The organism is Neobacillus sp. 204 (assembly GCF_046562815.1).
In the GTDB taxonomy this organism is placed as follows: Bacteria; Bacillota; Bacilli; order Bacillales; family Cytobacillaceae; genus Neobacillus.
In genome coordinates, this window is record NZ_JBJORY010000002.1 from 298,844 (window position 1) to 322,258 (window position 23,415).

Below are 23,415 nucleotides of genomic sequence, written 5' to 3' on the forward strand. Positions count from 1 at the left end.
ATTACTCTTTTAGATATTTAAAAATATCCTTAAATCTTTCAGAATCTGGATTTTTCTTATAATCTTCCAATTCTTCTTTGTATTGATCAAATTCTTCTCTTGTATTAAAAGCGTCAATATCAAATTCTTTCCCCTTAATCACAAAATTGATAAAATGCTCACTGAGTTGATATTTTTTTCTCGTCCATTTTTCCATAGTTCTTTTATTGTGTGTTACTTCTTTTTGTTGAAATAATTCACCTGTATATAAATCCAAAAAATCACTTAGTGTGATCTTTGCTGTAAACAAATCACCGTACTCAGCATTTCGAGTTTGGTTATCATATTTAAATGAAATATTATAAAGTTTACCAGCCTTAGTTCTTTGAACTAAGTTATTATCAACTAAATATTTGGCAAGTAATTTCAAGCTATTTATATCATCATTAGAATACCAACATATAACCCATGAATTATTATCTTTTGCATGAAAATTTTTAAATTCCGATTCAATATTTGTATGTTTAACTACAGGTGTGATATCATGTTTAATCGCATTTAATATCAATTGTTGTAAATCACTAGAAATATCACCTTCTCCAAAGGTCATAAATTTACCGACGGATTCAGGACGAAGTGTAGGTTTAAGACGATAATCTGGACTTTCATACCAAACCCAAGCGACATCTACCCTGGTGGCTAATTTTAAATTCACTTTCATCCACTCCTAATAAATGATTGCATTTACGCGTTATTTCTTTTTATTCTTAATTTCTTTTGTGAAGATTTTTCCACATTCTACACAACAAAAATCAACAATATTTACTGTCCTATACGTACCATTAAAACTATCTTTATCAATAACTTCATAAACCCCATGTTCACAACTTTATTGTTTCTTCTCTATCTCTTCTAATTGTGAATAATCAGTAGTTAAAAATGGCTTCTTTTTATCATTACTCATTTAACCCACTCCTTTTTAATATTTGGCTTAATAGGTAAAAATTTCTTATAAGAATAATATAAAAGTCTTATGCAGTAATACACAAGGCTTTTTATTAAATTAATATAAATCAATTAGAAAAAGAGGAATTTCTACCCCTGAAACTATTTCCTTGTACACACAACTTGCTTTTTGTTTTTCTTCCCCTTTGACATCTTGTGATAAACTCCACATTGATTACATTGTGCGTACTTTCTTCCGTCAATTTTAATCTTAATTCCCATTATTGTAGCCTCCTAAGATGTAGTTTTATATAAACCCTCATTTTAGACAGCGTTACCTACTTGCTTTAAAACGTCTAAGATAAGAGGAGATACCTGAATTAAGACGTAACCTAAACCAGCGTTTTGAATCATTTGCCAACCCCTATCTGCTCTATCGAACATAAATTGGAAACATGAACCCACAATGATAACTGAAGCTATAGGGAAAGAAAGAGCAACTAGTATATCAACAACTGGATCAAGTACGTGTGCTAATGTACTAAGAGTTGCTTGTGACATCCATTCCTTTGCACCAACAGTTACAGCCACTGGAGCAGTTACAGTCAACGCATTGGTTGAAGTTGTAGCAGCTAACGCTGTCATTGCAAATCCTATTGTTCCTACTGAACCACAAGTGACTAATGGTAAAATTGCTGCTGTTGCTATTTTTGTAGTTTTACGGATCATTCTTTGTTTCTTTTCTTTTTGTTTTACCTTATATTCACCATTCATAAATTCACCAAATTTGATTGCCTTTGCTTTTCTCATTAGAATCACTCCTTATTTGATGTCGTTAATTGTGAAAATCCCATAAGGTAATCCTTTGCATAACTCTGTTAGTTTCTTTTTTCGTAATTCTGTTGTAGTAACCCAAATTAAAGGTGGGACATAACCTAATTTATTTTCCATACCTTTGTTTTTATAAAGCCCTCTGTACTTTTCAATTTTAATTCTGTTTTCTTTCATCGTTTGTTGATAATCGACTTCTAGGATGTGATATTTTCCATTGGAATTGAACCAAGCATCACAGATAACCTTGTATTCACCGTCATTTAATTCCATTTCATTTTTCCACTCACTCGGAAATCCTGCATATATATAAAATTGATTTCTCATTAATACATGGTTAACAAAGTTTGTTTTCTTACGGATTTTTTCAGAAGTAACATATTCTCTGCCTTCTTTATTGAGATAATAAATAGTTGAATAATCTTCACGATAACTAGATAGATAGAGGGATAATTGTTTGAGGATACGGTTAGTATTGCGGATTGTGCCTAGCCTGTGGATTCTGTTTAATTGATCTCGGTCAAGATAGTCTAGTTTCTTTAGCGACAAAAGAATCTGTTCTTGTCGTTTGTTTAGGGGTTTCAACGTTGACAACCTCCTTTTTTTGAATAATAAATTGTGAAATGGTTTCTTCAATATCTTCAGATGTGATTAGTGGTGTTTGGACAATAACACGTTCATCTGCCATCTGATAAATTGCTCTACCTTTTATTTTAGGTAATGATTCTGCACCTTCACTATCTAAAACAACCCTAGATGCAACACCAGACTGAACACGAAAACAAAGTTTAGCATCGCTATTTTGCTTACATTGACGTGGGATAATGTCTCCAGTTCCGTATTGGGTTGCTAGTATCAATCTAAAGCCTAATCCAGCTCCCAAACGTGCGATTTGGCTCATATATTTTTGGCATTCTAATTTGATCGTTTTTTCGCTCTTATGAATGAAATTTCCATCTTTATCCTTAATATCTTTCTTATCAACTGCTTCATCAGGATTCAATTCCCCTACTTCATCAATAATTACAAAATGACGTTCCGTAATTCCTGTATCCTCTACCTTCTTCTTCCTTGCTTTTTTAAGGATTTCTTGTTTCATTCTCATAAGGTTATAGGCATTTTCTAATGTTTCAAGTGCTTCTTCAGGCTCATATGCTATTGAAACGGTCTGCTTAATATTTTCATAGTCACATAGTTCAACCCCACCTTTAAGATCAACTAAATGTAGTTTCACATTGTCAGGTTGCTGCCTAAGTAAAGAAGTAATAATACAATTTATCATGTTAGATTTGCCGTATCTTGTAGCACCACCAAAGCAAATGTGAGGGATTTTTTCAAAGTCATGTAATATCAATTTATTTCTATCCCTAGTCGCTCCGAAAACCACCTTCCAGCCTTTCCCCTCTTGAAATTTCACCTCCGTGGGCAACGGTTGATTATACACTCTAATCTTCAATAATCCGTCATATATCATCTCTATTTCTTTATTATCAGTGAGTTTTTTTGTATAGAGTGTTTTTATATTACTAATGATATTTCGGTCTAATTTCAATGATTTGAGGTCTTTAATTTGAAGTTTAACTTGTCGAGTGTTGATCCCTGACTCAATGGTTTTTTGTTTAGCAAGATAATCCTCAAAACTTCTACCCAATGGGATTCGATATCGATACTCAACGCCCCAATCATAATTTTTCTTTTTTAGTTGTTGAGCAGTTAATGTTTGATTTCCGTCTTTAACATTTAATCCACTGAGAGCGAAAATCCTGTTGATTTTTTTTGAATCATTCCCTGCCCCACTTTTCGATTGATAAGCTTTCAAAGAAATTGCTGCCATTAAAATTGTTGAAGCTACTTCAAATATCATACTTACTCCTCCTTCTTTCAACGCCACCTCTTTGATAATTACAGAGTAATTAGTTGCATCAATCTGGAACAGTGAAAATAGTGTCGAAACTATTGATATTTCAACATCTGGAATATACCTTGGAAGTATGTTGAGGTGGAATTTCATCTGGTTTAATACATGGTATGGGCGATGGAATGTCCATTATTCCTTTCTATCCAAAATAAATTTTGATAACTACAAATCTGATTATGAAAGGATTTTTAAAAAGAATGGGGAAATATTAATTAGGTGATAAAATGAAGAAATTAAAAAGTAATATTGGGTGGCTAATAGATAAATCAGAGTATTCCAGGGAAGATTTAAGACAGAGATATAAAAAAACAGCTAATACAATTTCGAACTGGTGTACAGGAAAAAGTTTTCCTTCAGCACCAGAATTGTTTGATTTAGCTGAGCTGTTGAACTGTAAGGTGGATGATCTTTATGAACGAAAAGTGGATTAATTTAATTGAGGAATTTGAAGAAAATGGACAGACTCCTGAAGATATACAGATGATAATTCATTTTTACGATATGATGACTGAGCAGCATAAAATTATGAAGAAGTATTATGAGGATATGAAAAATGAATGTAGTGATTGAGATACATTACAAATCAAACTCAACTAGAGCAATGCAATCAGGGTCGTTCCCTCTTAGAGGAAAAAAGTCAGAACAAATTGCACTGGAGTTTTGGAAACAAATTAAGAAGGATATGTCTTACCAAGCTGAATTGGAGAAAGTAATAGCGTTTGGAGATCAAGATATTACCGCTAACGTAATTGAATTAGAAGAGGAATTAAACAGAAGTAGGCAATCAGACGTAGATCAGTTACCTTTTTAAACAAAAAAGCCCAACTCAATGATGAGAAGGGTTTATTTTTTTGGGATATTTTGAAACTTTTCCATTTTTCAATACGTAGTTCTGGTATAATTCTACTATACTAGAAAAAATAGGGGGAAATTAAGTGAGTGAGTTAACTGTAAATGTCAACCAAACTTATGCAGCACAAACAGAAGGAAAGTCTTATTTCGATGGTGGATTACTTCAATATATTGGATGGTCATTATTGGGCTTGTTAGTAACAGTTTGTACATTTGGAATATGTTATCCTTGGTCAATCACAATGATTTTAGGATGGAAAACAAGACATACAGTTATTAATGGTAGAAGATTGAATTTTACAGGTTCAGCAATGGGGTTATTTGGGAATTGGATAAAGTGGTGGGTCCTAACCATTATTACATTGGGAATTTATTCTTTTTGGTTATTCATTGCTATGGAAAAATGGAAGGTTAAACATACTGTTTTTGCTGATTAATTTCCAAAGGAGAGGTAAATATGACAATTGGAAAAATAAGAAGTATTCTTTATTCAATTGCTAAAATTCTAGGGGATACTAATGCAGTAAAAAGAGGAAAAGTTGGAAAAAGAATCGAGCGAAGAGTTGTAGGTAAGATTACTGGAAGATTACTAGGTAAATTGTTTAAATAATAAGCCCTCCAAACAGGAAGGCTTTTTTGTTTGTGTCATTAAAAATATCAGTTAAGGTTTCCTTGTACTGACAATACGTCGTAAATCAGGAAGGAAAGTTGAAGCATTTTCAGTTTTAATTGTGAGATTGTTAAAATGATAATTTTGGATATTTTGAGTTGAGTTAGCTTGATTTGAATTCATTCTCATTTGTTTATCTAATCGGTTAAAAACAGCGTCAGCAAAAGGATCCATCCTTCGACCAATTAAAGGGACAGCTGCTTCCTTACCTCCATCACCTAAAACAGCCAATTCAGGTCTGTCAAAGAAACCTCCATTTGCATACCAACTAACATCAAAATCAGGATATGGAATTCCATAATCATTCTTTTTCATACTCACAGAGACATGAGGAAGTTTTAAATCTGGTAATTTCCAAGTAAAATTAAAGGCATTTTTTATTTTTTCTACAATACCCAAAACAGTTTCTTTTGCATTCTCTACAGGATCGGTAATAGCAGACTTCACTTTATTAAAAATTTCAACAGCTTTACTTCTAATCCCATCAAATATTGTTGCAGCTGATTCTTTTAATGATGTAATCTTTCCCTTTACTTCTTCCCAAATATTGTGAGCAATACCAACAAGACCTGATTTCATATCAGTGAATATTTCAGAAGCCTTTGTCTTAATTGATCCAATAATTGAAGAGATACTTTCCTTCAAAGAATTGAATTTTCCCTTGACATCATTCCATATATTTTGTGCTATATCCACCACTGAAGTTTTCATATCAGTAAAAATCGTACTGATACTGGATTTTATATTATTTACTGTTGTCGAAAGACTTTCTTTCATTGAGTTGAATTTAGCCGTAACACTATCCCAAATAGATTGAGCAATACTCACGACAGCATCCTTAATACCAGTCCAGATAGTTTTGAAAACATTTGAAATGGCTGTTAAAACTGTATTAATTACCGCATTCATGGCATTCATATAGGTCTGAACTAAACCATTTAACGCATCCCAGACACCGCTAAATATTTGCTTGATACCATTCCACGCTTTATCCCAATCCCCTGTAAGTAAACCTAAAACAGTATTAACTACTCCACGGATAACTTCTAAAACCCCAGAAATAACTTGTGAGATACTTGCCCAAATCGTTTGTGTAAAACTCATAATAACATCACCGTATTTTTGCCAGATCACCTGAATAGCACCCATGACATCTGTAATTATACCTTTTATCGTTTCAAGAATAGTGGAGATAGTTTCCTTTACCTTGCCAAAAGATGTACCTGTTGATGATTCTGTTTCCTGAAAAGCCCCAATGATTGACTTAACAATGTCAATAAAACCACCAATTACACTTCCAATGGCACTGAAAACAGTAGACATAGTAGCTTGTATTTGAGGTAAATGAGCTATAAACCAATTCGCAAATTCGGAAAGAACAGGAAGAACATTCTTTTGCATAGGTTCAAGTAAACCAGTAAGGAGATTTCTTTTAATTCCCTCAAATGCTTCACCTAAAGAATTATATTTAACCTTATTAATTTCACCCAAAGCATCTTTTGATAACGAAGCAGTAGTGCCAATATTCGCTAATGATGCAATCCCCTTCGCTTCCAAATCCTCAAATTGTGTACCGAATAATTCAACTCCAATTCGATTCTTTTCAACAGGGTCTTTGATACTATTTAATGAAGTCATTACTTGACTAAAGGATTTCTGAGCACTCTCTCCACCTTTTGCGAAACTTTTACTCATTTCTTCCCCATTTAATCCTAATGATTTAAAAGCATCCATTGAAGTTGCGGACATATCCTTTGAACGAATATTAAATTCCTTCATTGCATCTCCGACTTTATCAATACTGAAAGCACCATTCTTGGCACCGTCAATTAGGACATTTGTAAATTCATCAGCAGAAAAGCCCATAGCTTTAAATTGTGGTGCGTATTCATTGAGTGAGTCAATTAAATCCCCATTCTTATTAGCACCATTTTGTGCCCCTTGAGCAATCAAGTTAAATGCTTCATCTGAACTAATACCAAATTGCTTCATCATTGAATTAGCTGCATTTGTAGATTCTGTAACATCTAGTTCAAATGTATCTCGAAGCATTAGAGCATTTTGAGTTGTTTTTTCTAATTCAGCACCAGTTAAACCTGTATTTTGCTTTACCGTTGCCATTGAATTAGCAATATCTTCAAAGGAATCACCAAAATTATTATTGTATATATTTTTAAGGCTTTGTTCCATGCCTTTCATTTCCTCATCAGTAGAACCAGTGGAAGCTTGTAGACCATTTAAGGCTTTATTTAAGTCATCTGCCATTTTTACACCTGCAACGGCTGCTCCTGCTACCGCTAAACCTAGACCAGCAACCGCACCTACTGCAATGGTTCCAATACTCCCTGCCCAACCTTTTGTTTTTGTTTCATTGTTAGTCATTTGTTGCTCAGCATTTTGCATAGAAGATTCAAATTGAGAAGTATTTAAGACTATCTCAGCACCATATGAACCTAGATCAAATGCACCTGTACTCATTAATTACCACCTGCCTTTTGATAACCGCTTATTTGACTTAGTTTACTAAAGTCAGGAGTGGTTACTTTTAACCGTTCAATTTGTTCTAGATAAGCACGACCTTCAGGAGTTTCTTTTAAATCCAAAATGTAATTTTCTCTTAACAGAGCCAAAAAAATAGGATATTGCAACTTCATTAATTGCTCATATCCCATTCCTGTTTTCCTATTCAAATATGTAATGTTCGGCATAATACGAACTTCTTCGTTTCCCATGTTCCCCTTCCCCTGTGCTATTCCTGTTGTTGGGAGGGAAGGGATTGAGAGTTTGGGTTTGAATTAATCTCACTCATACGGTTTTTATAATGCTGGATAATTGCACTTTTTTGAGTTTGACTTAATTTGCCTACCCATTTTTCATCAACTTCATTTAATTGTGAAAACAAAATAAGAACCATTTTATCTTGAAGTTCTAAAATTTTCTCAATGTCCTTTGTTTTCTTAATCTGCTGTTCAGTATGCATTAAATTAATAACTGTTTCAGTTGTTAGAGAAGTTGGAATTTCATAAATTTCTCCACCAATTTTAAACGGAATTGCTTCCGATACTAATAAATCTAAATCAATAATTTCAGCCATTTATTTTCACCTCTATAATTTTTGTGCGAAAAAAAAGGAAGGAAAATATCCTCCCCTTTTACATTAATTAAGAAATTGTAAGCGTTTTGGTTGCTGTGGATACAGACGCACCATTTCTGACTTGAATAATCTTAGTACCTGTTGATAGACCTTGAATTACTGCCTTCAATTGAGTAGAACTATCGTAAATAGTTTGCAGGTCAATATCTCCACCAGCAATTTGGTCAACGAATACAACACTATCCTTAGTAAATCCTGAGCCTGTAACCGTAATTAAAGTTGGTTGTGAAGCTGCTGCTAGAGTTGTAGGAGTCATAGTTAACAATACTGGTGCTGGTGGTGCAGTTACCTCTTCAATAATTTCAACCAAGTTACCATCGCTCTTAGTTGTTACAGCAAGTGCTTTAAATTCTGCATCAATTACAGTTTCTTTTTCTTTGTCGAATGTTAATTCAAAACCTGATTGTGCTTGTGCTTTAAATACATTCACTGTTAATTTCTTTCCATCTGGCTTGGTATGTACAAATCGAAGGTAGTTAATAGGAATATTTTTCATTCCCCCTACTCCAACTCGTCTAGTACCTGCTGTATTATCCTCAGAATAGTAAGCTGCACTTAATTTTTCAACATTTTGTAAATCCCAAGTTAAAATACCAGACTTAAAAGAAACTTCCTCATCAGATTTAAAACTTGCGATTGTCCCTCTATTCGCTGATTTAATCTCAGTAAAAGACGGTTTATAAGTAAGGGAAGCACCCCCACTAATCGCTCCTACATTTTTAAGAGCCGCATTAATTTCGTCTGCTGTTGCAGTTGGGGAAACTACTCCAATATATAAATCTCCACTCCCCAACAAATATGTATCTTCTGCTATTGTCATTGTTAATAACACCCTTTCTAATTAGCTTTAATATTAAAAGTTAACGTTTGTTCGAAAACTTTGTAATCAGGATAAAAAACAATTCCACTTCCACCAGCATGTCTTGATGTATAGATGGTTGTTTCATTGACTTTTACACCTGTTTTTTTCTTGTGGAATAAAAAAAGAAGCCTATTCGATATAGACTCCAACAATAATACATCTTGAGTTGTCACTCGAATGTCACAACGATATTGAGTAGTCCCCTCACTTGCAAGAAATGGAGAAACCTCATAGACTATGTTCGGATAATCTTCATTATTGAAAGCTTCATAGGGGTTAATACGTTTATTTTTATCGTTATAACCAATTAGACTTAATAAGTCTTGGTCAGCTAATAAATATTTAAGTATTGATTTAATCAACTTACTCCAGTCCCCCTTTTTATCCTTTCTTGAATTTCTCCTACATTTTCGTCAATTGCTGGACGTAAAAATGGTTGAGCCTTCGTTCCGGGGTGATTAACCTCATCAACTGTTACCCATTTACCATCAATTTTTATTTTTAAGGGTTTATCATCGTTACGCTTAATCTTATGAGGATTTGAACCTTCCTCAACTGAAGGAGCATATTCCAAGTTAGTCCCTATTTTGGCACGACTCTCATCATCACTATGTTGTGTGATATGAGTAATCCTTCGTCTAAGATCACCAGTATCAACGGGGGCACGTTGTTTAGCTTCTGCCTCTACAAATATAGCAATCTCATCTAAGGTTTCTTTTCTTTTTCGCTTCATATCCTCGATAGCATCCTGAAACCGACTCATTATTTCACCTTCTTTATCAAGACTTCATAATGATTGTCGTATGCAGTAAATTCTGTTACTTCAAAATTAAGACCATTGTATTCAATCAATGATTTAACCTTAATCTTTTCATTAGGAAAGCAAAATACACGGTTAGTAACTTCAACCATTACACCATACCGTTGTTCAGCTAATCTAGTGGAATAAGGCTCTACTTCACCAAAAAAAGGTGTTTTTGTTGGAATATCATTATAAATCGGTCTGTCAAATTCATCTACCCCATTAGAAGTTTCACTTTTGACTTTTTCAATTATGTAAAGGGTTTTAGTCAATCTCATAGGAATTTCACCTGTGCATGTCTACTAAGCCGATTCATGATATTTGATGGATATTCAGGTAAGTAAGACTCACTTAAACTTCCTTTTCCCTCAGATTGAATATTTTCAACACCCTTTTGCCTATATTGAAAGACAATCATTTGAGTTAGTACAGAAAATAATGTTGTTGGAACTTCTGTAAGATTACAATAATCACTGATAAAATCGACAGCATTCTGAAAATAATATTCAAGTAGACTATCGTAATCAACATCTAAAGGAATATCAAGAACTAACCTTGCTTTTTCGATAATATCCTCTTGATCAACAATATCCATAATTATTCACCTTCTTTTTTTGGTGACTGTTTACCCTTTTTAGATTGTTCCTTCTTATGTTCTTCTTGTTTTAACAATTTATAACCAAAATCATTAACAAGGATATTTTTTATTTCCTCATTGTCCGTCTGTCCATAACCATTTTCAAATTCCACACCAGAAGTTTTACCACTATAATGAGGATTTGGAGTTTTAATTTTATACATTCAATCACCTCGATAAGAAATAGGAGAGTGACTAATCACCCTCCTAAGTCCAGTTATTTATTAAACAATTAAACCTTTTAAACGAGCCGCTGCTTTACCATTGAAGATGCCGATTCCATTGTAGAATTCAATACGAGTACGGTAAGCAGGTTTAGATTCAAGTTCACCAAGGTCATAGACTTGTACTCCGCCATTAGTTAAACCTGATACATACTCATCTGCACCAAATTTTACTGCATAGATTGAAGTCGTATTAGTGGCTGTCCCTTGAGTTTCTGTGTGACCAATAACCTTTTGTCCTGCTGCATTTACACCTGCATCAAAGAATGGTACTCCATCATAAGCGAATACAGAACGACCGAAAGCATCCACAGTTTTATCAAAATAGTTTAATTGGCGAGCAATTGATTTAACCTTTAACAGTGTCTTAGAATCCATGAATAAAGCATCTGATTTACCAGCAACTTGATAAATTAGAGAATCAAGTGCTTCCATGAATAAATTCATGTTAGTTACATTAGCGTCAATATCTAATCCATTTGTATCCCCAGTAATTACCTGACCACCAGTTAAACGCTTTTTCAAACCATCAAAAGAGTTTGCATCAACAGCAGTATCACCATTGAAGAAAGTATCTTGGAATTTAAAAGCTAATGCCTTTGATTTTAAAGCAGTTTGAATTGCTCTTTGATCATTGATATTACTACGTGTTTGGGCAATAAATTTGTCAGTATCAGCATCTCCACCAAGAATTACTAATGATTCTGTTTTAGGATTTACTGTACCTGTGCTTTCAGAATAAGAATTGTTAACAGCCCGGAATTCCACCCCAGGAAGTGTAGCCTCTTCGTTATATGTATAAGCATTTCCTTGAATATCCATAAACGGTAACATTTGAAGAACAGGAGCGTTTAATACAAAAGTTTCAGAAACACCTTTTTTCAATTGATTTTGAGATAATTTTGCAGATTCTAATAATGTAATAGCCATAATTTAATTCACCTTAACCCTTCGATTTTAATTTTTATTATTTTGTGAATATGCCGCACTCATGAGTTGAGTTGGAGACATATTACTTGTGTTGTTGTTTTGGTTGTTTAATTGAGGGTCAATTCCCCCATCTTTTAACTTTTCTTGTACTAAAGTTTGAAGCTGACCATTAAATACTTCCTCAAACGTTTTTAAATTACCTAGAGTTGATTCCTCATCTTTACCAATTAAATATTCAACTAATTGAATAGGGAGTTTCTTTTCACCTGCAACAGTAACCGCTTTTGCTTTTAACTTTTCACGTGTATTTTCTTGTTGCATTTGTTCAAGTTGTGCCTGTAGTTTTTTCATTTCTACATCTTTCGGGTCTGCTTCTGGGAAACGTTTCTTAACTTCTTCATCAATCAATTTTGAAATATTATTGGATTTCCAAGTCTCTAAACTCTTTGTAAAATGTGAATCTAGTCGAGGTTGTAGTAATTTCTTACCATCCTCAGTATCTAAGAATGTTGTAACTCCTTCAGATGTTACTTGTGATAACCCCTGTAAGTAGCTTTTTACATCCTCATTATCTTTTTGTTCCTCAAAAAACTGTTTTACTTCTTCTAAATTCATTCCAATTACCTCCAATAACCCTTTATGTACGAGCCATAAAGTGTTTGATTTTTGTTCCAGTTGTTCTTTATTTCGTCTACAAACAAGAAAAAAGACAATATAAAAAGCCACTCCAATGAAGTGACTTAATTACTTAATTCCTTTAGCTTTTGACCATTCTTCATAATTCTTATATTCAACAATTCCCTTAGTTTCATTGTCTTTGCGTTTCTTAGGTTGATAATTTGATACTGCCGGAATCCAACATGAGCGACAATTCGGGTGTGCTGGAATCTTAGGTCGTTTTGGACCATCCACTTTCCATCGTTTACCGTCACGGTTGCGACAAATCTCAGAAGTTTTATTGTCTAAAGTTGCAGTATAGATTAATTCTTGAACAACTCCACTTTCTTGGTAAATCTTCTCTTGTGCAGAAGAAATTACTCTTGCTGATTCTGTTCTCATTAATCGTTGAGAATTATACACAGACGTATTGAAACTTTTCCTTATCCTTCTTGCCATTTTATCAACCGAATCACCGTTTATAATGCCCTGTGTTAGTTCTGTTCTTAATGCTTTGACTAAGGCATCGTTATTACCCCAAATACGCTCGGAGAATGGGACACCAGACCAATTAAAGGCAATAGCTTCCTTCACAAATTCAGGCTTCAACAAAGCAAAATCAATGACTGCTGCCGTATTCATTTCTAAAGTAAAGGCAGATTGATAGTATGATTGTTTATAAATATCGGTAAGAATAGAATTAAAATGTTTTGTTTCAATACCGCCTAAATTTTTTATTTCTTCCCTAATTTGCTGTTCAATGGATACAAGCCGATTGTATTTGTTTAAATCGGCCAATGTTAATTTTCCATCAACCGCATACTGCATGAATAATTTAGCAACAATCGAAAGGACATTATCCAAAGAACCCTTATAAGCCTTAATAATTTCCTTGTGCTGCTCATCTGTTAAATTGAACATACTATCTATTAGATTAAGAAAATCATTTTCAAACTTAGACATTAAGCATCACCTAGCAAGTCTTTATTCATTCCCGTTCCATCCATTTCTTCTTGTAGTTTCTTAACAGATGCAGAAGGATTAGTAATTCTAGGTAACCATGATAAACGCTCCTCTAGTGGAACAATTCCCTCTAAGTCTCTAACCATTTGAACAATGGCCGCTTCATCAACTGGAACATTTCGAGTAAATGAAATGCCTATATCCCTGCTATCGAAGTCTTTATTTTTAGCAATTTTTAACCACTCACAAAAGAATTCTAAGCGATCCTTTAAAACCTTCTCAAACATTGATTCCGCAATAGCTGATTGATTCTCTAATTCTTGAAGTTTTAAACGAATAGCCACCCCTGAAGTATTGCTCTGGAAGGATTCATTTAAATTAACTTGGGAACTCTGAATATAAATTTCATCTTTCAAGTTATCCAATAAATCTTTAAAGAATTGGCTATTTGGATTCTTGGTCAACCATTCTGCTTTAGCCTTTTCGTTAGGAAGAATGATAATTCCATTTTCCTTCATTTTTTGTGCTTCTGTTTGGTCTATTGAACAATTGGTTAGAACAAGATAAGCATTTCTAAAGTCCATCATTTCTTGAACAGATACACTATGAAGGGAATTATACATGTCGATAATTTTTATGATATCTGCAAATGTAGACTTTTGATTGTCATTGTTCTTTAATTTACGAACTGGACACCTTGAGAAACGATGTGGTTTTTGCTCAAGTAAAGTGAGAATACCGCCACTCTTTGAATATCTGGAATAATTCTGAATGTCCCATACCTCTACATATTCAGTATCATCAAATTCAACTTTATATTTCCTTACTGCTAATGAAACCTTTGAATCTACTGTACCATCATGTAGAACTGACATTTCCAAAGGTGTAAAATAAGTACACTGGAACTCTCCTTTAGTATTGATAAAGGAAACCTCATAAGCTGCTCCATGAATCGCACTTTGTAATTTTAGATTGATATTATGTTCCTTTTCCCATGCACTACAATAATAATCAATTAAATCAAGAAATTCCTTATTCCCACTTTTAGAGGAATAATTAACAGGCTTACCCAAGATGTAACCAACACTGTTCTGAACCATTTTTCTGCAATAATTGAAATAGGCTCGCATATCAGATTTAGTGGGATCACTTTTTCCTTTTTCATGTAGGATGTCATGATCACCATTGTAGTATCTTTCTAACTTTGAAAATATTGGTTTATCCAAGTCGATTTTTTCAATTAATTTTAAAACAATATCTTGTTGATTCACTATTTCACCTTCCTCTATACATTAAAAAAGCCACTCCTTAGGAATGGTTTTAATGTCTCTTGGTATATTTAATTCATCTATTAACCGGTCAAATTCTGCTGTAATATCAGGAGCATCATCATGTAGTGTAAACTTTTCTCCTTCATAAGAAAGAATTTGATCCGTGAATTCCTTATCTTCTTCAGCAAATACAATAGAACCTGAATCCACTTTACCAGAAATAGCTCGAATTTTAGCTTCTTTGTTTTTATGCTGTCGTTCATTGATAATTTGAATTCTACGACTTATTAAATTTACATCTTCATTGATACGCTTCTGAATATCTCGCACATCTGCACCGTTAAATGTATTCTTTTCTACCCAAATTGTTTTAATGTCATCATATTCCTTTAATAACTCAATAACCTTGTCTATATATTCATCAAAAGTAAACCGTTTAATAATTCCTTTTCGAACCCATCTAAAGTTATTAATACTTTTAGAGCCGACTAATAAAGCTGTATAGTCATTGTTATCTTTTTGTTCAACTGCTGGATCACAACAAAGTATCGTATTTGTGAATGCTTCCTTTTCCATTTCCTCTCTAGGAATAGTAGTAATTTGATGAAAGGCTTTTTCACCAATTTTGGAAGCGTCATTTTGCATTTCCTGTTTGAAGGCTTGAGGATTAGAATAGTAATCTAAAGCTAAATCTAAACAATCATATTTATCTTCCCATAGGACGGGATATTTCATTTCATTTTCATGCTGATAATAAAACTCTTTCCCTTTTTCTTGAGCATGTTCATCTTTTGAATTGAAATAAATCTTTTTAAACTCTTCCCATAAACCAGTATTAAAAAGTATGTCTAAATCATCCACTAAGATAGCCTTTTCCAACATATGTACATATGAGTTATCCTTTAACAAGCGAGATATGAAACAATCCCTATGCAGTATCGTACCAAGTACAATAAATTTTGTTGCCATTTTAACTTTTTTACCTTGACGGATAACCGCTTTATCCCCTGCATACACGGAATCCTGCTGCCATGTATCATATTTCTTATCCCTGGCCTCTTGTGTGATTACATCGCTCTTACTCTGATAATCGTCCGCAATGATTAGGCTAGGTCTATTTCCATTAAACTTTTTACCACGCATGGAAGATGAAGAAGAGATAGCTTGAATCTTCGTTGAGTTGGTTAATTCCAATTCCAACTTATTCACCGTATATTTCCGAGTATCAATCAATTCACCAAAGGTATGCTTTATGTATGGATTCTCTTCAAATGCTCGTCTAGTTTCACGAATGAATTCAATGGAATCCTGTTCTGTTTTACCTGCAACTAAAGTGTAAATAGAAAACTTGTAACAGTGTGCCCATACGGATAAAGCAAAGTCACAAACAGTAGTCTTCGCTGCTCCCCTTGGCATGACTAATTCTAATTTATCAAAGGAATCGGATATAAACATATCTTCCAAGTTATTCCATATTTCATAATGGATAGAAGCGAGTTTCCTTGCTTGATTATCTGGCTTAGGGATAAAGGTATCTTGTAGAAAATAGACACAAAAAAACTCAATGGAACGTTTACCAAGTGAATAGGCAAGACCATTGAATTCAAATAGATTGTCTTTATGCTTAATCATTAATTCCTTTGCTTTGTTTGATCCGTAAAACTTAGATAAATATTTAAAGAGATGTTGCCGATTCTCTTTTGTATTAATTACATCAATTTGTTTCGTTGCTATTCTGTTCACCTCCAATCAAAAGAAAAAGAGTCCATTAGACTCTTTAGTTAATCTTTCTTATAAATTTTTCTGGCTAATAAGAAACCAAAAAGTAAGGCTGGAATGACATGACGTAAAAATATAATAAATTCATTATCCATTAATAAGTTTTTCTCCCATAATTTTATATTTTTATCATAGAGGAAGAACCACTATTTAACAATTACTTTTTACTTTCTTCAAAACTTGTAAAAATTTTATAAAATTCTTATTATGATTACGATTATTGCGAAAAGCAAAATTAAAGAAAAGCCGAACATTACATACCCAACAAACCACGATAGACTATATCCTAACTTTTTCCGTAATAACTCATGAAATGCTTCTGGTATTATTTTGTAAGAAAAGTAGATTACTAAAATCGGTACAAGCCATAATATATTAACTCCACTTCCACTGCCTCTTCCCATGACTAACCATGAAAAATCCAAACTTCCCCACCCCATACCATTTTTCTATATTTTAGCATTACTTCAATACTAAAATATCTTTAAAATCCTTAAAAATTTTATAAAAAATTGTAGAGGTTACCCCTACCCTATTTAGACTTTTCAAAACAGAAGGGTGGGGGTCTGACAAAATAAAATTTTCTTTTTATCAGAAAATATTTTCATGGACAAAAGAAAAAGACCATCACATTGTAATGATCCTAGAGTACAAAGTCATCTAATTCTTTTTCGATTTCTTCATCAGTAATACCAATATAAGTTAATGTAATCTTAGGTGTACTATGATTCAATATATCTTGAAGCTGAGCAACGTCTTTAGTCTTCTTATAGTACCAGTAGCCAAACGTTTTCCTCATGGTATGTGTCCCTATTCCCTCTACAATATCACTCATCTCTGCTGCTTTATTAAGCTGTCTGTATGCCTGTGTGGGTGTGATAGGCTTATCACCTTTTCTCGATGGGAATAACCAGTCGCTATCCACTGTCTTGATATATTCCTGTATCTCATCATAGATATTTCCTAGCATTAACACACGCTTCTTTTTAGTCTTACCCTCTTGGATTACTACCCTTTTCTTACGTCTAACATCACTTACTTTTAACATTAACAAATCCCCGACACGACAACCAACATTAATACCAATGAGGAATAAAATATAATCACGTTCAGAACAATGTCTTTTGAGTGACCATTTCATATCTTCAATTAGTTTTTTACTTCTAATCGGTTGAACATCTTTTATCTGATTCATTATTAACACCTTCCTTGATATTAATGAAATCAATAATTTGAATGTATGTTTTTTTATGATAATTTCATTTTAATACCATTTTAGGAAATAGTCAATAATATCAATCAAACGAATGTAAGTTTTTATTTATTTTCTTACATTGGGAATTACTCCTCGCTATCCTGTTCAAACTCTGCAAACTCAGCTTCCAATACATCCTGATCCACAATCTTAGTGTTATCTATTTCAGTACTTAGTTTAATGTTATTAGTCACTTTACCCAATGATCTCTCTATAAAGAACTCGTAACCACCCTTAGCAACCATTGGATTATTGGTCTTATGTATCAAATCCCAGTAACCATTAACCGCATCAATTAACTTTGCCTCCATTATTTGCTGCCCAAAATTTTTGTAGTCACGTCGAATCGAGTCCACTTCCGCCATAAACGCTTTATTCTTATTAATCCAATTATATAAGGTTTGCTTACTACAGCCCACAGACTTTGCAATGTCTTGTTTATCAATGGTTCCAATGGCTAATAATTGAGCTGCCGCTAATTGTTGCTTATTTAATTTTTCATCACTCATAGTCAATTTTCCCCCCTTTACACATTGACTTATAATTAGTGTAATTTTACACCTAATATTCCTCGATCTATCTCCAAGTTAAATAAACTTTTTCCCCTGTTCTCCATTGCTTATATAATGCAATCATACAAGCTAACAATACAGAAAAAGTAACTAACACAATTACAAATGCAATCACTAAAATGATTACAGTAAACATAAATGAAAAGAAATCAAGCATTCTCTTCACCTACTTTACCGTTCAAATATTCTAAGAACTTATCACAAGCCCTAATACTGTCCTCATTAAGTTGTAATAATTCCTTAGTTGAATAAGCCATATCATCAAATATAAGCTGCAATCTATCTAATGTTTCAAGTGTAGTTTTCACTCTACATCACTGTCCTGTACTTCTTTTAATTCCTTTAATGCATTTGTCGCTTTCCTAGCTTCCCTCTGTACTGCTTTAAGCCCTTTTAACGCTTCTGATACATCTACATCAATCTTATATTGTTTGTTTGACTCTCGGCTCTCTGCCATGTCACAACAACTCCATTCTTATAAAATTATTAATCTTTTCTAGTTCACCCTTAGCAATCTCATATTCAACTAATAATTGATTATGTTTCTCTTTATCTTTACGATTAAGCCACATATCAAACTCAATTCGAGTTACCTTATCAAAATATGTATTAATAAACTCGTTATAAAATCTCACTGTATGTACATGCTTACAAACAGGACAAACATAATGCCATTGGAATACAGGTTTATCCTTGTACATTCCGACATAAGGCTTATAAAGTTTTTTTACCCTGAATTTAGTAGGACAGACATCACACTTAGTCAGATGAATAGGCATTAGACAAAGAAACAAACACATTCCGCAATTATTGCTGCTAAAACAACTGCAACATATCTATTCTTGTCTTCATAATCTACATGATCATAATCGGCAAATAAGCCTAAACTGAAAAGGACAATTAGCACAAATAAAATAATTTGAAAGGCAATAAGCATCTATTTACCCTCCAACAATTCCCCTAATTTCTCATTAATACTTTTCAATACCGCTAATACATCTTCTTTCCACTGCCTATCTTCTTGCTGCTTCTCCTTAACTAAATTAAGGTTTCTTTGTAAATCCGTATTCAACATTTGTACCTCTCCAATCTAATTTTCATTAATTTTGAGCAGGAATTTCCTATTTTAGACATAATAAAAGCACCCCTTGAAAAAGGATGCTAGAATGTTATTGACCCATAATCATTAACTTCTATATTATAGTTATCTTTATCCAATTCGTAATCGTCCATATTAATACGAATTAATTTTTTACACACTTTATTATCATCAAAATAAAGCAATCCAATTTCACAATCTCTTCCAACATTACTAGGAGAATTCGTTGATATTTCATTGAACATTTCTAATGTCTGATTTATAACTTTATTAAGGTTACATTCTTGGTTAAGCATATCATATCTATTTTGAAACTCATCGACATCTATTTGTGTATAATTTGAAGGATAAAAAATAAGAAATCCATTAAATAGTTTAAGTTTACCATCTGTATAAGTATTTGAAATATAGCATGAAAAAATGTCAAGTATTGAATCATTTTTAAGGATCATTGCTAAAGAAACTGCACTGTCGTCAATTTCCTTTTCTGACATCTCCCATTCAATCATTTTACTTTTTGAATCAAAAAATATCTTTTCTATATCTTCTTTAATATTACTAATATTAGCTTTAGATAATTTCTCTTTAAATATCTCTAGAAAGTTTCCTAAACCCATTCCAGAAGTCCAACCAAAAATATTATCCAAAGAAATTATCTTACTTTCAAAATAAGGTTCAATAATGTTATCCTTAAATGTTACTTTTGTGTCGGAAGCAATTAAAGAAAAATTTTCTGACATATAATTAATAACTAATGTCATTTTTCCACTCCTCATCGATATTAGTTGCTTTTCCAATATTCGACAATAAGAGTACATATCCTTTAATTTATCATATTTTTATAAAATGGACTAAATCTTCTTCTTTTAATTCTATTAATTTCGAAAGTGTTTTAAACAATGTTGATGTGTACCCTTTTGCACCTAAACCAGCAAAAGTTAATACATCTACAAAACATCCTGTCCTCATTAACCTCATAAGAAATAATCTTAATTCTTCTTCTGTAATACTTAAATCATTTGTTATTTTTGAAGAAAACTCTTGCCAATGATTTAATTCTTTCGAATCTGTATAATTCGTTATATCCTCAAATCCTTTTAAAGTATATAGTATATAAATTTCTCTGTAAGTTAACTCATCGAGTATTTTTAAATAATCATCATATACTTCTACATCATCAATAACTTCAGAAATCATCCCGTTTTTAAGTAACCGTGCAAAGAATCTTATTTTTTCTCTGTGTTTTGTATAAAGAGCTGCTTTGTATGTAGTAAAATAAGAATGTAAAAAGTCTTCATTTTTTATTAATTCTGGTGTAATTTCAATATTCCCTAATCCTAATTCATCAAAAAAAGTCTTAGAACGAGCAATCAAAATATTATTATATGAAGATGTTAAAACACTATCAACTAATCCTCCATAAGGAACAATTTGAACAAGTCCCTTTAATAAAGTATTTTGAGAATATTTATTTAACAATTCCTCTTTTACTGTATTTTTTATAATTTTATCAGTTATCGATAAATCATTATTTGACATACACTCACCACTCCATTTTTTGGACATGAGTATATTATACCATTATTTAATTGATCAGGAGTGTTGGAATCGAACCAACTAACCACGTTGTCAGAGGAATGACAAGTTGAACTTCCATTGTTCTAACACCTGTTATGTATTATTAATCATCAATTTCAATTTTCCAATTGATTAAAGTAAGATGCAATCTTTCAGGAATTTTTCCTTTGTACTCATCGGCTACTTCCTTAATAACATTTTCTTTACATTCCTTATAAATAAAAAACGCTTCTTCAGAAGTATCAAAATGACCTAAAGGGATAACCTCACCTTTTCCATTTGCACATTGTGCCTGATACTTATTATTTCCTTTATTAAAAGTAACCCCAACAGGTAGTTTACCTCTTGAACCATTACATTTAACAACCAAACTATTAATTCGTTCTGGAACAAATACACAAGTATCTGGTGAATAAATTTTATTTCCCTTCACTAATATATCTTTATCAATGGACATAGGCTCATTATCAACTTTATAATAGTTATTATAAAACCATTCAGCAAAGTTTTGAAAATTCCACCATTCTCTGCAAACAGTCACATCTTTATAAGATGGATTCCTATCATGATACTTTTTACTGTACGCACGATTTAACATGGAATTCCAAGTCACATAAGCCCTAGTTAATTTACCATTTTTACTTGCCTTATGAATTCCCTCTCCAATAAAACCAACCTCACATACAGTTGGATCATATGGATTTCTCACACTACCGTTTTTAAATCGCTCATATGTAGTCCTAACTAAATTACCAGTATCAAACATTACAATAACATCCATTGCACTATGGTATTCTTCAATTACCATTTCGCTGCCATAATTATTAGTATTTACTTTTCCAATTCTACTTGCCTTCATTACTTAGCTTTTTCCTTCATGAATTAACTCTAAAATTACATCAATCTCATTCGATGAAAAAGCCAACATTTCCAATTTTTGTGTATGGTCAAGTATTACAAATAATTTTTCTTTGTCATCAATTTTATTAAAACTGTTTAAAGCCCAGCGCAAAGCATGGCTTTTAAAAAAGAAATTAGCTAATACTGGTGACCAATCATCGTCAGTACCTTCAAAATCTCCGAAACTGACTTCATACATATTACTATCTGGATTTAATTCAACTAGTACATCCTTTATCAATTCAACACATCCCCTCTTAATATCTAATAATCTTGTAATCTATCCCATATTTCTTAGCTGCTCCCACTGCAAAACCAGCCTGGTCATTTTTCATTCCATTCCAAAAAATCAAGGAATAATTAGCGAAATTGTACATGAGATCGTTTCTTATCTTTGCTGCATCTCTTCCATACTCATCCCAATGGATAGGAAAACTAACAATATCTGCATCGTTCGATACTGCCCATTTCTCACCCATCGTTCCGATTTTTTCTTCATCTGACACAATTACAATATCCGATTTATCTTTAAGCAATAAATCTAATTTTCGCTTCAGGAAATCATAGTCATCAAAGTCTTTTGAGCCTGTCACAATAACCCTATTCATACTTTTTTCCTGACTGATGTAATATGTAAATATCCTTTGTTTCTTGGTTACAGCAATTTTAACAATCTCTTTATCTAGTGATATAGATAAACACCTTGCACAATAGTAATATTTAGCCATGTTCATTCTCATTCCCTCTATGCTGCAATTTAAGATTAATATCATCTAATTCCTTAATAATCGTCTCAAAATCCTTATCGTATCTATCCAAGTAAGCTTTAACCAAACCATTGTAAAGGTTACTACATGCCTTGCTTGATGCTTTAAAAACTATATCTTCCAATGTCTCTAATGACATAGTGACTTTCACACTCTTATTATCCATACACAACACCCTTTCAGATTGAATGCACGATAAACAGGCTGACTCTCCTTGGAGTGTTACCTTGTCAGCCATTCATGCACAATAAAAATAAACTAATATTCGTTAGGAGGGCTTACCTTTTGTTTATTAGGATGGAGGTAAACTAGGGCGCACAGCATGACGCTGCCGATACCATCCCATTTCATCATGTACGATACAAAGTTATCTACTATTACCTTGATAACCCTCATACATCCAAGAGGAAATACATAAATGAACAAACTCGAAACATGCTGTATTCAAATATATTTATTACGTCCGTTTGAATACTGTCAGCAATTAGCAACCGACACGGACAAGAAAATACTTAATAAGTGATGCGGACAGAATATTAATTTGTAAACTTTAAACTAAAACCAAAACACTGCTCCAATTTCTCATTAATTTCCTTCGTTACTGGTCTTTTTTCCCGTTCAAGTAAGCTAAGATAGGACTGGCTTATTCCTAAACGTTCAGCTAACTCACCCTGACTTAAATCGGACAATATTCTCAGCTTTTTTATAGATGACAATCCTATCTCAACTCCTTCCTGTAAAATTTTATGACATAAAAATAAATAAAAAAA

37 protein-coding genes are annotated in these 23,415 nt (G+C 32.8%); 5 read left to right on the forward strand and 32 right to left on the reverse strand.

What is annotated here, in order from left to right; genetic code table 11:
* Position 1 precedes the first annotated feature (1 nt).
* The 4 genes from ACJ004_RS05500 to ACJ004_RS05515 form a co-directional block, all read right to left on the reverse strand.
* Positions 2 to 694 (reverse strand): hypothetical protein, encoded by a 693-nt coding sequence (locus ACJ004_RS05500; RefSeq protein WP_410891644.1) that lies wholly within the window; start codon positions 692 to 694, stop codon positions 2 to 4.
* A gap of 554 nt (positions 695 to 1,248) precedes the next feature.
* A complete protein-coding gene (locus ACJ004_RS05505; protein WP_410891645.1) occupies positions 1,249 to 1,734 on the reverse strand; it encodes a hypothetical protein in 486 nt (161 codons plus the stop codon).
* 12 nt (positions 1,735 to 1,746) lie between these two features.
* Positions 1,747 to 2,340 (reverse strand): replication-relaxation family protein, encoded by a 594-nt coding sequence (locus ACJ004_RS05510; RefSeq protein WP_410891647.1) that lies wholly within the window; start codon positions 2,338 to 2,340, stop codon positions 1,747 to 1,749.
* Positions 2,276 to 3,619: an FtsK/SpoIIIE domain-containing protein gene (locus ACJ004_RS05515; protein WP_410891649.1), complete on the reverse strand. Its 1,344-nt coding sequence runs from the start codon at positions 3,617 to 3,619 to the stop codon at positions 2,276 to 2,278. Before ACJ004_RS05515 ends, ACJ004_RS05510 begins: the two co-directional genes overlap by 65 nt.
* A 278-nt stretch (positions 3,620 to 3,897) precedes the next feature.
* Here ACJ004_RS05515 and ACJ004_RS05520 point away from each other — a divergent pair, with 278 nt between their 5' ends.
* The 5 genes from ACJ004_RS05520 to ACJ004_RS05540 all read left to right on the forward strand — a co-directional run bounded on the left by ACJ004_RS05520 (position 3,898) and on the right by ACJ004_RS05540 (position 5,135).
* Positions 3,898 to 4,104, forward strand: a complete 207-nt coding sequence (locus tag ACJ004_RS05520; protein WP_410891651.1) for a helix-turn-helix transcriptional regulator — start codon at positions 3,898 to 3,900, stop codon at positions 4,102 to 4,104.
* Positions 4,085 to 4,243 (forward strand): hypothetical protein, encoded by a 159-nt coding sequence (locus ACJ004_RS05525; protein ID WP_410891652.1) that lies wholly within the window; start codon positions 4,085 to 4,087, stop codon positions 4,241 to 4,243. The genes ACJ004_RS05520 and ACJ004_RS05525 overlap by 20 nt, the downstream gene beginning before the upstream one ends.
* Complete coding sequence (locus ACJ004_RS05530) at positions 4,227 to 4,484, forward strand: hypothetical protein (RefSeq protein ID WP_410891654.1); 258 nt, start codon at positions 4,227 to 4,229, stop codon at positions 4,482 to 4,484. The genes ACJ004_RS05525 and ACJ004_RS05530 overlap by 17 nt, the downstream gene beginning before the upstream one ends.
* Positions 4,485 to 4,608: 124 nt before the next feature.
* A complete protein-coding gene (locus tag ACJ004_RS05535) occupies positions 4,609 to 4,962 on the forward strand; it encodes a DUF898 family protein (protein ID WP_410891655.1) in 354 nt (117 codons plus the stop codon).
* Positions 4,963 to 4,982: 20 nt separating this feature from the next.
* Positions 4,983 to 5,135, forward strand: a complete 153-nt coding sequence (locus tag ACJ004_RS05540) for a hypothetical protein (RefSeq protein WP_410891656.1) — start codon at positions 4,983 to 4,985, stop codon at positions 5,133 to 5,135.
* 51 nt (positions 5,136 to 5,186) lie between these two features.
* Here the strand turns inward: ACJ004_RS05540 and ACJ004_RS05545 are convergent, their stop codons facing one another.
* The 28 genes from ACJ004_RS05545 to ACJ004_RS05680 all read right to left on the reverse strand — a co-directional run bounded on the left by ACJ004_RS05545 (position 5,187) and on the right by ACJ004_RS05680 (position 23,361).
* Entirely contained in the window at positions 5,187 to 7,673 is a 2,487-nt protein-coding gene (locus ACJ004_RS05545; RefSeq protein ID WP_410891657.1) for a phage tail tape measure protein, read from the reverse strand.
* Positions 7,673 to 7,927: a hypothetical protein gene (locus ACJ004_RS05550; protein ID WP_410891658.1), complete on the reverse strand. Its 255-nt coding sequence runs from the start codon at positions 7,925 to 7,927 to the stop codon at positions 7,673 to 7,675. The genes ACJ004_RS05545 and ACJ004_RS05550 overlap by 1 nt, the downstream gene beginning before the upstream one ends.
* Positions 7,928 to 7,944: 17 nt before the next feature.
* Positions 7,945 to 8,289, reverse strand: a complete 345-nt coding sequence (locus ACJ004_RS05555) for a hypothetical protein (RefSeq protein ID WP_410891659.1) — start codon at positions 8,287 to 8,289, stop codon at positions 7,945 to 7,947.
* A 67-nt stretch (positions 8,290 to 8,356) separates the two neighbouring features.
* A complete protein-coding gene (locus ACJ004_RS05560; protein WP_410891660.1) occupies positions 8,357 to 9,169 on the reverse strand; it encodes an IPT/TIG domain-containing protein in 813 nt (270 codons plus the stop codon).
* Positions 9,170 to 9,186: 17 nt separating this feature from the next.
* Positions 9,187 to 9,573 (reverse strand): hypothetical protein, encoded by a 387-nt coding sequence (locus ACJ004_RS05565; protein WP_410891661.1) that lies wholly within the window; start codon positions 9,571 to 9,573, stop codon positions 9,187 to 9,189.
* Positions 9,570 to 9,974, reverse strand: coding sequence for an HK97-gp10 family putative phage morphogenesis protein (locus tag ACJ004_RS05570; protein ID WP_410891663.1), 405 nt, complete (start codon positions 9,972 to 9,974; stop codon positions 9,570 to 9,572). Before ACJ004_RS05570 ends, ACJ004_RS05565 begins: the two co-directional genes overlap by 4 nt.
* Entirely contained in the window at positions 9,974 to 10,291 is a 318-nt protein-coding gene (locus tag ACJ004_RS05575) for a hypothetical protein (protein ID WP_410891664.1), read from the reverse strand. The genes ACJ004_RS05570 and ACJ004_RS05575 overlap by 1 nt, the downstream gene beginning before the upstream one ends.
* Complete coding sequence (locus ACJ004_RS05580) at positions 10,288 to 10,608, reverse strand: phage head-tail connector protein (protein ID WP_410891666.1); 321 nt, start codon at positions 10,606 to 10,608, stop codon at positions 10,288 to 10,290. Before ACJ004_RS05580 ends, ACJ004_RS05575 begins: the two co-directional genes overlap by 4 nt.
* A gap of 2 nt (positions 10,609 to 10,610) precedes the next feature.
* Positions 10,611 to 10,814, reverse strand: coding sequence for a hypothetical protein (locus ACJ004_RS05585; protein WP_410891667.1), 204 nt, complete (start codon positions 10,812 to 10,814; stop codon positions 10,611 to 10,613).
* Positions 10,815 to 10,874: 60 nt separating this feature from the next.
* The gene (locus tag ACJ004_RS05590) at positions 10,875 to 11,804 is read right to left on the reverse strand and encodes a major capsid protein (protein WP_410891669.1); all 930 of its coding nucleotides are present in this window, start codon (positions 11,802 to 11,804) and stop codon (positions 10,875 to 10,877) included.
* 27 nt (positions 11,805 to 11,831) lie between these two features.
* The gene (locus ACJ004_RS05595) at positions 11,832 to 12,419 is read right to left on the reverse strand and encodes a DUF4355 domain-containing protein (RefSeq protein ID WP_410891671.1); all 588 of its coding nucleotides are present in this window, start codon (positions 12,417 to 12,419) and stop codon (positions 11,832 to 11,834) included.
* A gap of 129 nt (positions 12,420 to 12,548) precedes the next feature.
* Positions 12,549 to 13,424 carry a minor capsid protein gene (locus ACJ004_RS05600; RefSeq protein ID WP_410891673.1) on the reverse strand — a complete coding sequence of 292 codons (876 nt, stop codon included), beginning with the start codon at positions 13,422 to 13,424 and terminating at the stop codon, positions 12,549 to 12,551.
* On the reverse strand, positions 13,424 to 14,695 hold the full coding sequence (locus ACJ004_RS05605) for a phage portal protein (protein WP_410891675.1): 1,272 nt from the start codon (positions 14,693 to 14,695) through the stop codon (positions 13,424 to 13,426). Before ACJ004_RS05605 ends, ACJ004_RS05600 begins: the two co-directional genes overlap by 1 nt.
* A gap of 21 nt (positions 14,696 to 14,716) precedes the next feature.
* The gene (locus ACJ004_RS05610) at positions 14,717 to 16,438 is read right to left on the reverse strand and encodes a hypothetical protein (RefSeq protein WP_410891677.1); all 1,722 of its coding nucleotides are present in this window, start codon (positions 16,436 to 16,438) and stop codon (positions 14,717 to 14,719) included.
* A 679-nt stretch (positions 16,439 to 17,117) separates the two neighbouring features.
* Positions 17,118 to 17,669 (reverse strand): tyrosine-type recombinase/integrase, encoded by a 552-nt coding sequence (locus tag ACJ004_RS05615; protein ID WP_410891678.1) that lies wholly within the window; start codon positions 17,667 to 17,669, stop codon positions 17,118 to 17,120.
* 146 nt (positions 17,670 to 17,815) lie between these two features.
* Positions 17,816 to 18,238 carry a phBC6A51 family helix-turn-helix protein gene (locus tag ACJ004_RS05620; RefSeq protein WP_410891679.1) on the reverse strand — a complete coding sequence of 141 codons (423 nt, stop codon included), beginning with the start codon at positions 18,236 to 18,238 and terminating at the stop codon, positions 17,816 to 17,818.
* A 212-nt stretch (positions 18,239 to 18,450) separates the two neighbouring features.
* Positions 18,451 to 18,609: a hypothetical protein gene (locus ACJ004_RS05625; protein ID WP_410891681.1), complete on the reverse strand. Its 159-nt coding sequence runs from the start codon at positions 18,607 to 18,609 to the stop codon at positions 18,451 to 18,453.
* On the reverse strand, positions 18,606 to 18,758 hold the full coding sequence (locus ACJ004_RS05630; RefSeq protein WP_410891682.1) for a hypothetical protein: 153 nt from the start codon (positions 18,756 to 18,758) through the stop codon (positions 18,606 to 18,608). Before ACJ004_RS05630 ends, ACJ004_RS05625 begins: the two co-directional genes overlap by 4 nt.
* 1 nt (position 18,759) lies before the next feature.
* Positions 18,760 to 19,002 carry a hypothetical protein gene (locus ACJ004_RS05635; RefSeq protein WP_410891683.1) on the reverse strand — a complete coding sequence of 81 codons (243 nt, stop codon included), beginning with the start codon at positions 19,000 to 19,002 and terminating at the stop codon, positions 18,760 to 18,762.
* A gap of 77 nt (positions 19,003 to 19,079) precedes the next feature.
* Positions 19,080 to 19,238 carry a hypothetical protein gene (locus ACJ004_RS05640; RefSeq protein ID WP_410891684.1) on the reverse strand — a complete coding sequence of 53 codons (159 nt, stop codon included), beginning with the start codon at positions 19,236 to 19,238 and terminating at the stop codon, positions 19,080 to 19,082.
* A complete protein-coding gene (locus ACJ004_RS05645) occupies positions 19,239 to 19,376 on the reverse strand; it encodes a hypothetical protein (RefSeq protein ID WP_410891686.1) in 138 nt (45 codons plus the stop codon). It lies immediately after the preceding gene.
* A gap of 86 nt (positions 19,377 to 19,462) precedes the next feature.
* Positions 19,463 to 20,161, reverse strand: a complete 699-nt coding sequence (locus tag ACJ004_RS05650) for a hypothetical protein (RefSeq protein WP_410891687.1) — start codon at positions 20,159 to 20,161, stop codon at positions 19,463 to 19,465.
* Positions 20,162 to 20,231: 70 nt separating this feature from the next.
* Entirely contained in the window at positions 20,232 to 20,939 is a 708-nt protein-coding gene (locus ACJ004_RS05655) for a hypothetical protein (protein ID WP_410891689.1), read from the reverse strand.
* Between the two features lie 142 nt (positions 20,940 to 21,081).
* A complete protein-coding gene (locus ACJ004_RS05660; protein ID WP_410891691.1) occupies positions 21,082 to 21,837 on the reverse strand; it encodes a hypothetical protein in 756 nt (251 codons plus the stop codon).
* Between the two features lie 3 nt (positions 21,838 to 21,840).
* A complete protein-coding gene (locus tag ACJ004_RS05665) occupies positions 21,841 to 22,119 on the reverse strand; it encodes a hypothetical protein (RefSeq protein WP_410891693.1) in 279 nt (92 codons plus the stop codon).
* A gap of 16 nt (positions 22,120 to 22,135) precedes the next feature.
* Positions 22,136 to 22,612 carry an SLOG family protein gene (locus ACJ004_RS05670; protein WP_410891695.1) on the reverse strand — a complete coding sequence of 159 codons (477 nt, stop codon included), beginning with the start codon at positions 22,610 to 22,612 and terminating at the stop codon, positions 22,136 to 22,138.
* Complete coding sequence (locus ACJ004_RS05675) at positions 22,599 to 22,811, reverse strand: hypothetical protein (protein WP_410891697.1); 213 nt, start codon at positions 22,809 to 22,811, stop codon at positions 22,599 to 22,601. Before ACJ004_RS05675 ends, ACJ004_RS05670 begins: the two co-directional genes overlap by 14 nt.
* 370 nt (positions 22,812 to 23,181) lie before the next feature.
* Positions 23,182 to 23,361, reverse strand: a complete 180-nt coding sequence (locus ACJ004_RS05680) for a helix-turn-helix domain-containing protein (protein WP_410891699.1) — start codon at positions 23,359 to 23,361, stop codon at positions 23,182 to 23,184.
* Positions 23,362 to 23,415 lie beyond the last annotated feature (54 nt).

Coding starts and splice junctions, on each gene's coding strand:
- ACJ004_RS05505 (WP_410891645.1), bottom strand. CDS start 1,734: ATGAGAAAAGCAAAGGCAATCAAATTTGGTGAATTTATGAATGGTGAA.
- ACJ004_RS05515 (WP_410891649.1), bottom strand. CDS start 3,619: ATGATATTTGAAGTAGCTTCAACAATTTTAATGGCAGCAATTTCTTTG.
- ACJ004_RS05520 (WP_410891651.1), top strand. CDS start 3,898: ATGAAGAAATTAAAAAGTAATATTGGGTGGCTAATAGATAAATCAGAG.
- ACJ004_RS05525 (WP_410891652.1), top strand. CDS start 4,085: ATGAACGAAAAGTGGATTAATTTAATTGAGGAATTTGAAGAAAATGGA.
- ACJ004_RS05530 (WP_410891654.1), top strand. CDS start 4,227: ATGAATGTAGTGATTGAGATACATTACAAATCAAACTCAACTAGAGCA.
- ACJ004_RS05540 (WP_410891656.1), top strand. CDS start 4,983: ATGACAATTGGAAAAATAAGAAGTATTCTTTATTCAATTGCTAAAATT.
- ACJ004_RS05545 (WP_410891657.1), bottom strand. CDS start 7,673: ATGAGTACAGGTGCATTTGATCTAGGTTCATATGGTGCTGAGATAGTC.
- ACJ004_RS05550 (WP_410891658.1), bottom strand. CDS start 7,927: ATGGGAAACGAAGAAGTTCGTATTATGCCGAACATTACATATTTGAAT.
- ACJ004_RS05555 (WP_410891659.1), bottom strand. CDS start 8,289: ATGGCTGAAATTATTGATTTAGATTTATTAGTATCGGAAGCAATTCCG.
- ACJ004_RS05560 (WP_410891660.1), bottom strand. CDS start 9,169: ATGACAATAGCAGAAGATACATATTTGTTGGGGAGTGGAGATTTATAT.
- ACJ004_RS05570 (WP_410891663.1), bottom strand. CDS start 9,974: ATGAGTCGGTTTCAGGATGCTATCGAGGATATGAAGCGAAAAAGAAAA.
- ACJ004_RS05575 (WP_410891664.1), bottom strand. CDS start 10,291: ATGAGATTGACTAAAACCCTTTACATAATTGAAAAAGTCAAAAGTGAA.
- ACJ004_RS05580 (WP_410891666.1), bottom strand. CDS start 10,608: ATGGATATTGTTGATCAAGAGGATATTATCGAAAAAGCAAGGTTAGTT.
- ACJ004_RS05585 (WP_410891667.1), bottom strand. CDS start 10,814: ATGTATAAAATTAAAACTCCAAATCCTCATTATAGTGGTAAAACTTCT.
- ACJ004_RS05590 (WP_410891669.1), bottom strand. CDS start 11,804: ATGGCTATTACATTATTAGAATCTGCAAAATTATCTCAAAATCAATTG.
- ACJ004_RS05595 (WP_410891671.1), bottom strand. CDS start 12,419: ATGAATTTAGAAGAAGTAAAACAGTTTTTTGAGGAACAAAAAGATAAT.
- ACJ004_RS05600 (WP_410891673.1), bottom strand. CDS start 13,424: ATGTCTAAGTTTGAAAATGATTTTCTTAATCTAATAGATAGTATGTTC.
- ACJ004_RS05615 (WP_410891678.1), bottom strand. CDS start 17,669: ATGAATCAGATAAAAGATGTTCAACCGATTAGAAGTAAAAAACTAATT.
- ACJ004_RS05620 (WP_410891679.1), bottom strand. CDS start 18,238: ATGAGTGATGAAAAATTAAATAAGCAACAATTAGCGGCAGCTCAATTA.
- ACJ004_RS05630 (WP_410891682.1), bottom strand. CDS start 18,758: ATGGCAGAGAGCCGAGAGTCAAACAAACAATATAAGATTGATGTAGAT.
- ACJ004_RS05635 (WP_410891683.1), bottom strand. CDS start 19,002: ATGTACAAGGATAAACCTGTATTCCAATGGCATTATGTTTGTCCTGTT.
- ACJ004_RS05640 (WP_410891684.1), bottom strand. CDS start 19,238: ATGCTTATTGCCTTTCAAATTATTTTATTTGTGCTAATTGTCCTTTTC.
- ACJ004_RS05645 (WP_410891686.1), bottom strand. CDS start 19,376: ATGTTGAATACGGATTTACAAAGAAACCTTAATTTAGTTAAGGAGAAG.
- ACJ004_RS05650 (WP_410891687.1), bottom strand. CDS start 20,161: ATGACATTAGTTATTAATTATATGTCAGAAAATTTTTCTTTAATTGCT.
- ACJ004_RS05655 (WP_410891689.1), bottom strand. CDS start 20,939: ATGTCAAATAATGATTTATCGATAACTGATAAAATTATAAAAAATACA.
- ACJ004_RS05660 (WP_410891691.1), bottom strand. CDS start 21,837: ATGAAGGCAAGTAGAATTGGAAAAGTAAATACTAATAATTATGGCAGC.
- ACJ004_RS05670 (WP_410891695.1), bottom strand. CDS start 22,612: ATGAACATGGCTAAATATTACTATTGTGCAAGGTGTTTATCTATATCA.
- ACJ004_RS05675 (WP_410891697.1), bottom strand. CDS start 22,811: ATGGATAATAAGAGTGTGAAAGTCACTATGTCATTAGAGACATTGGAA.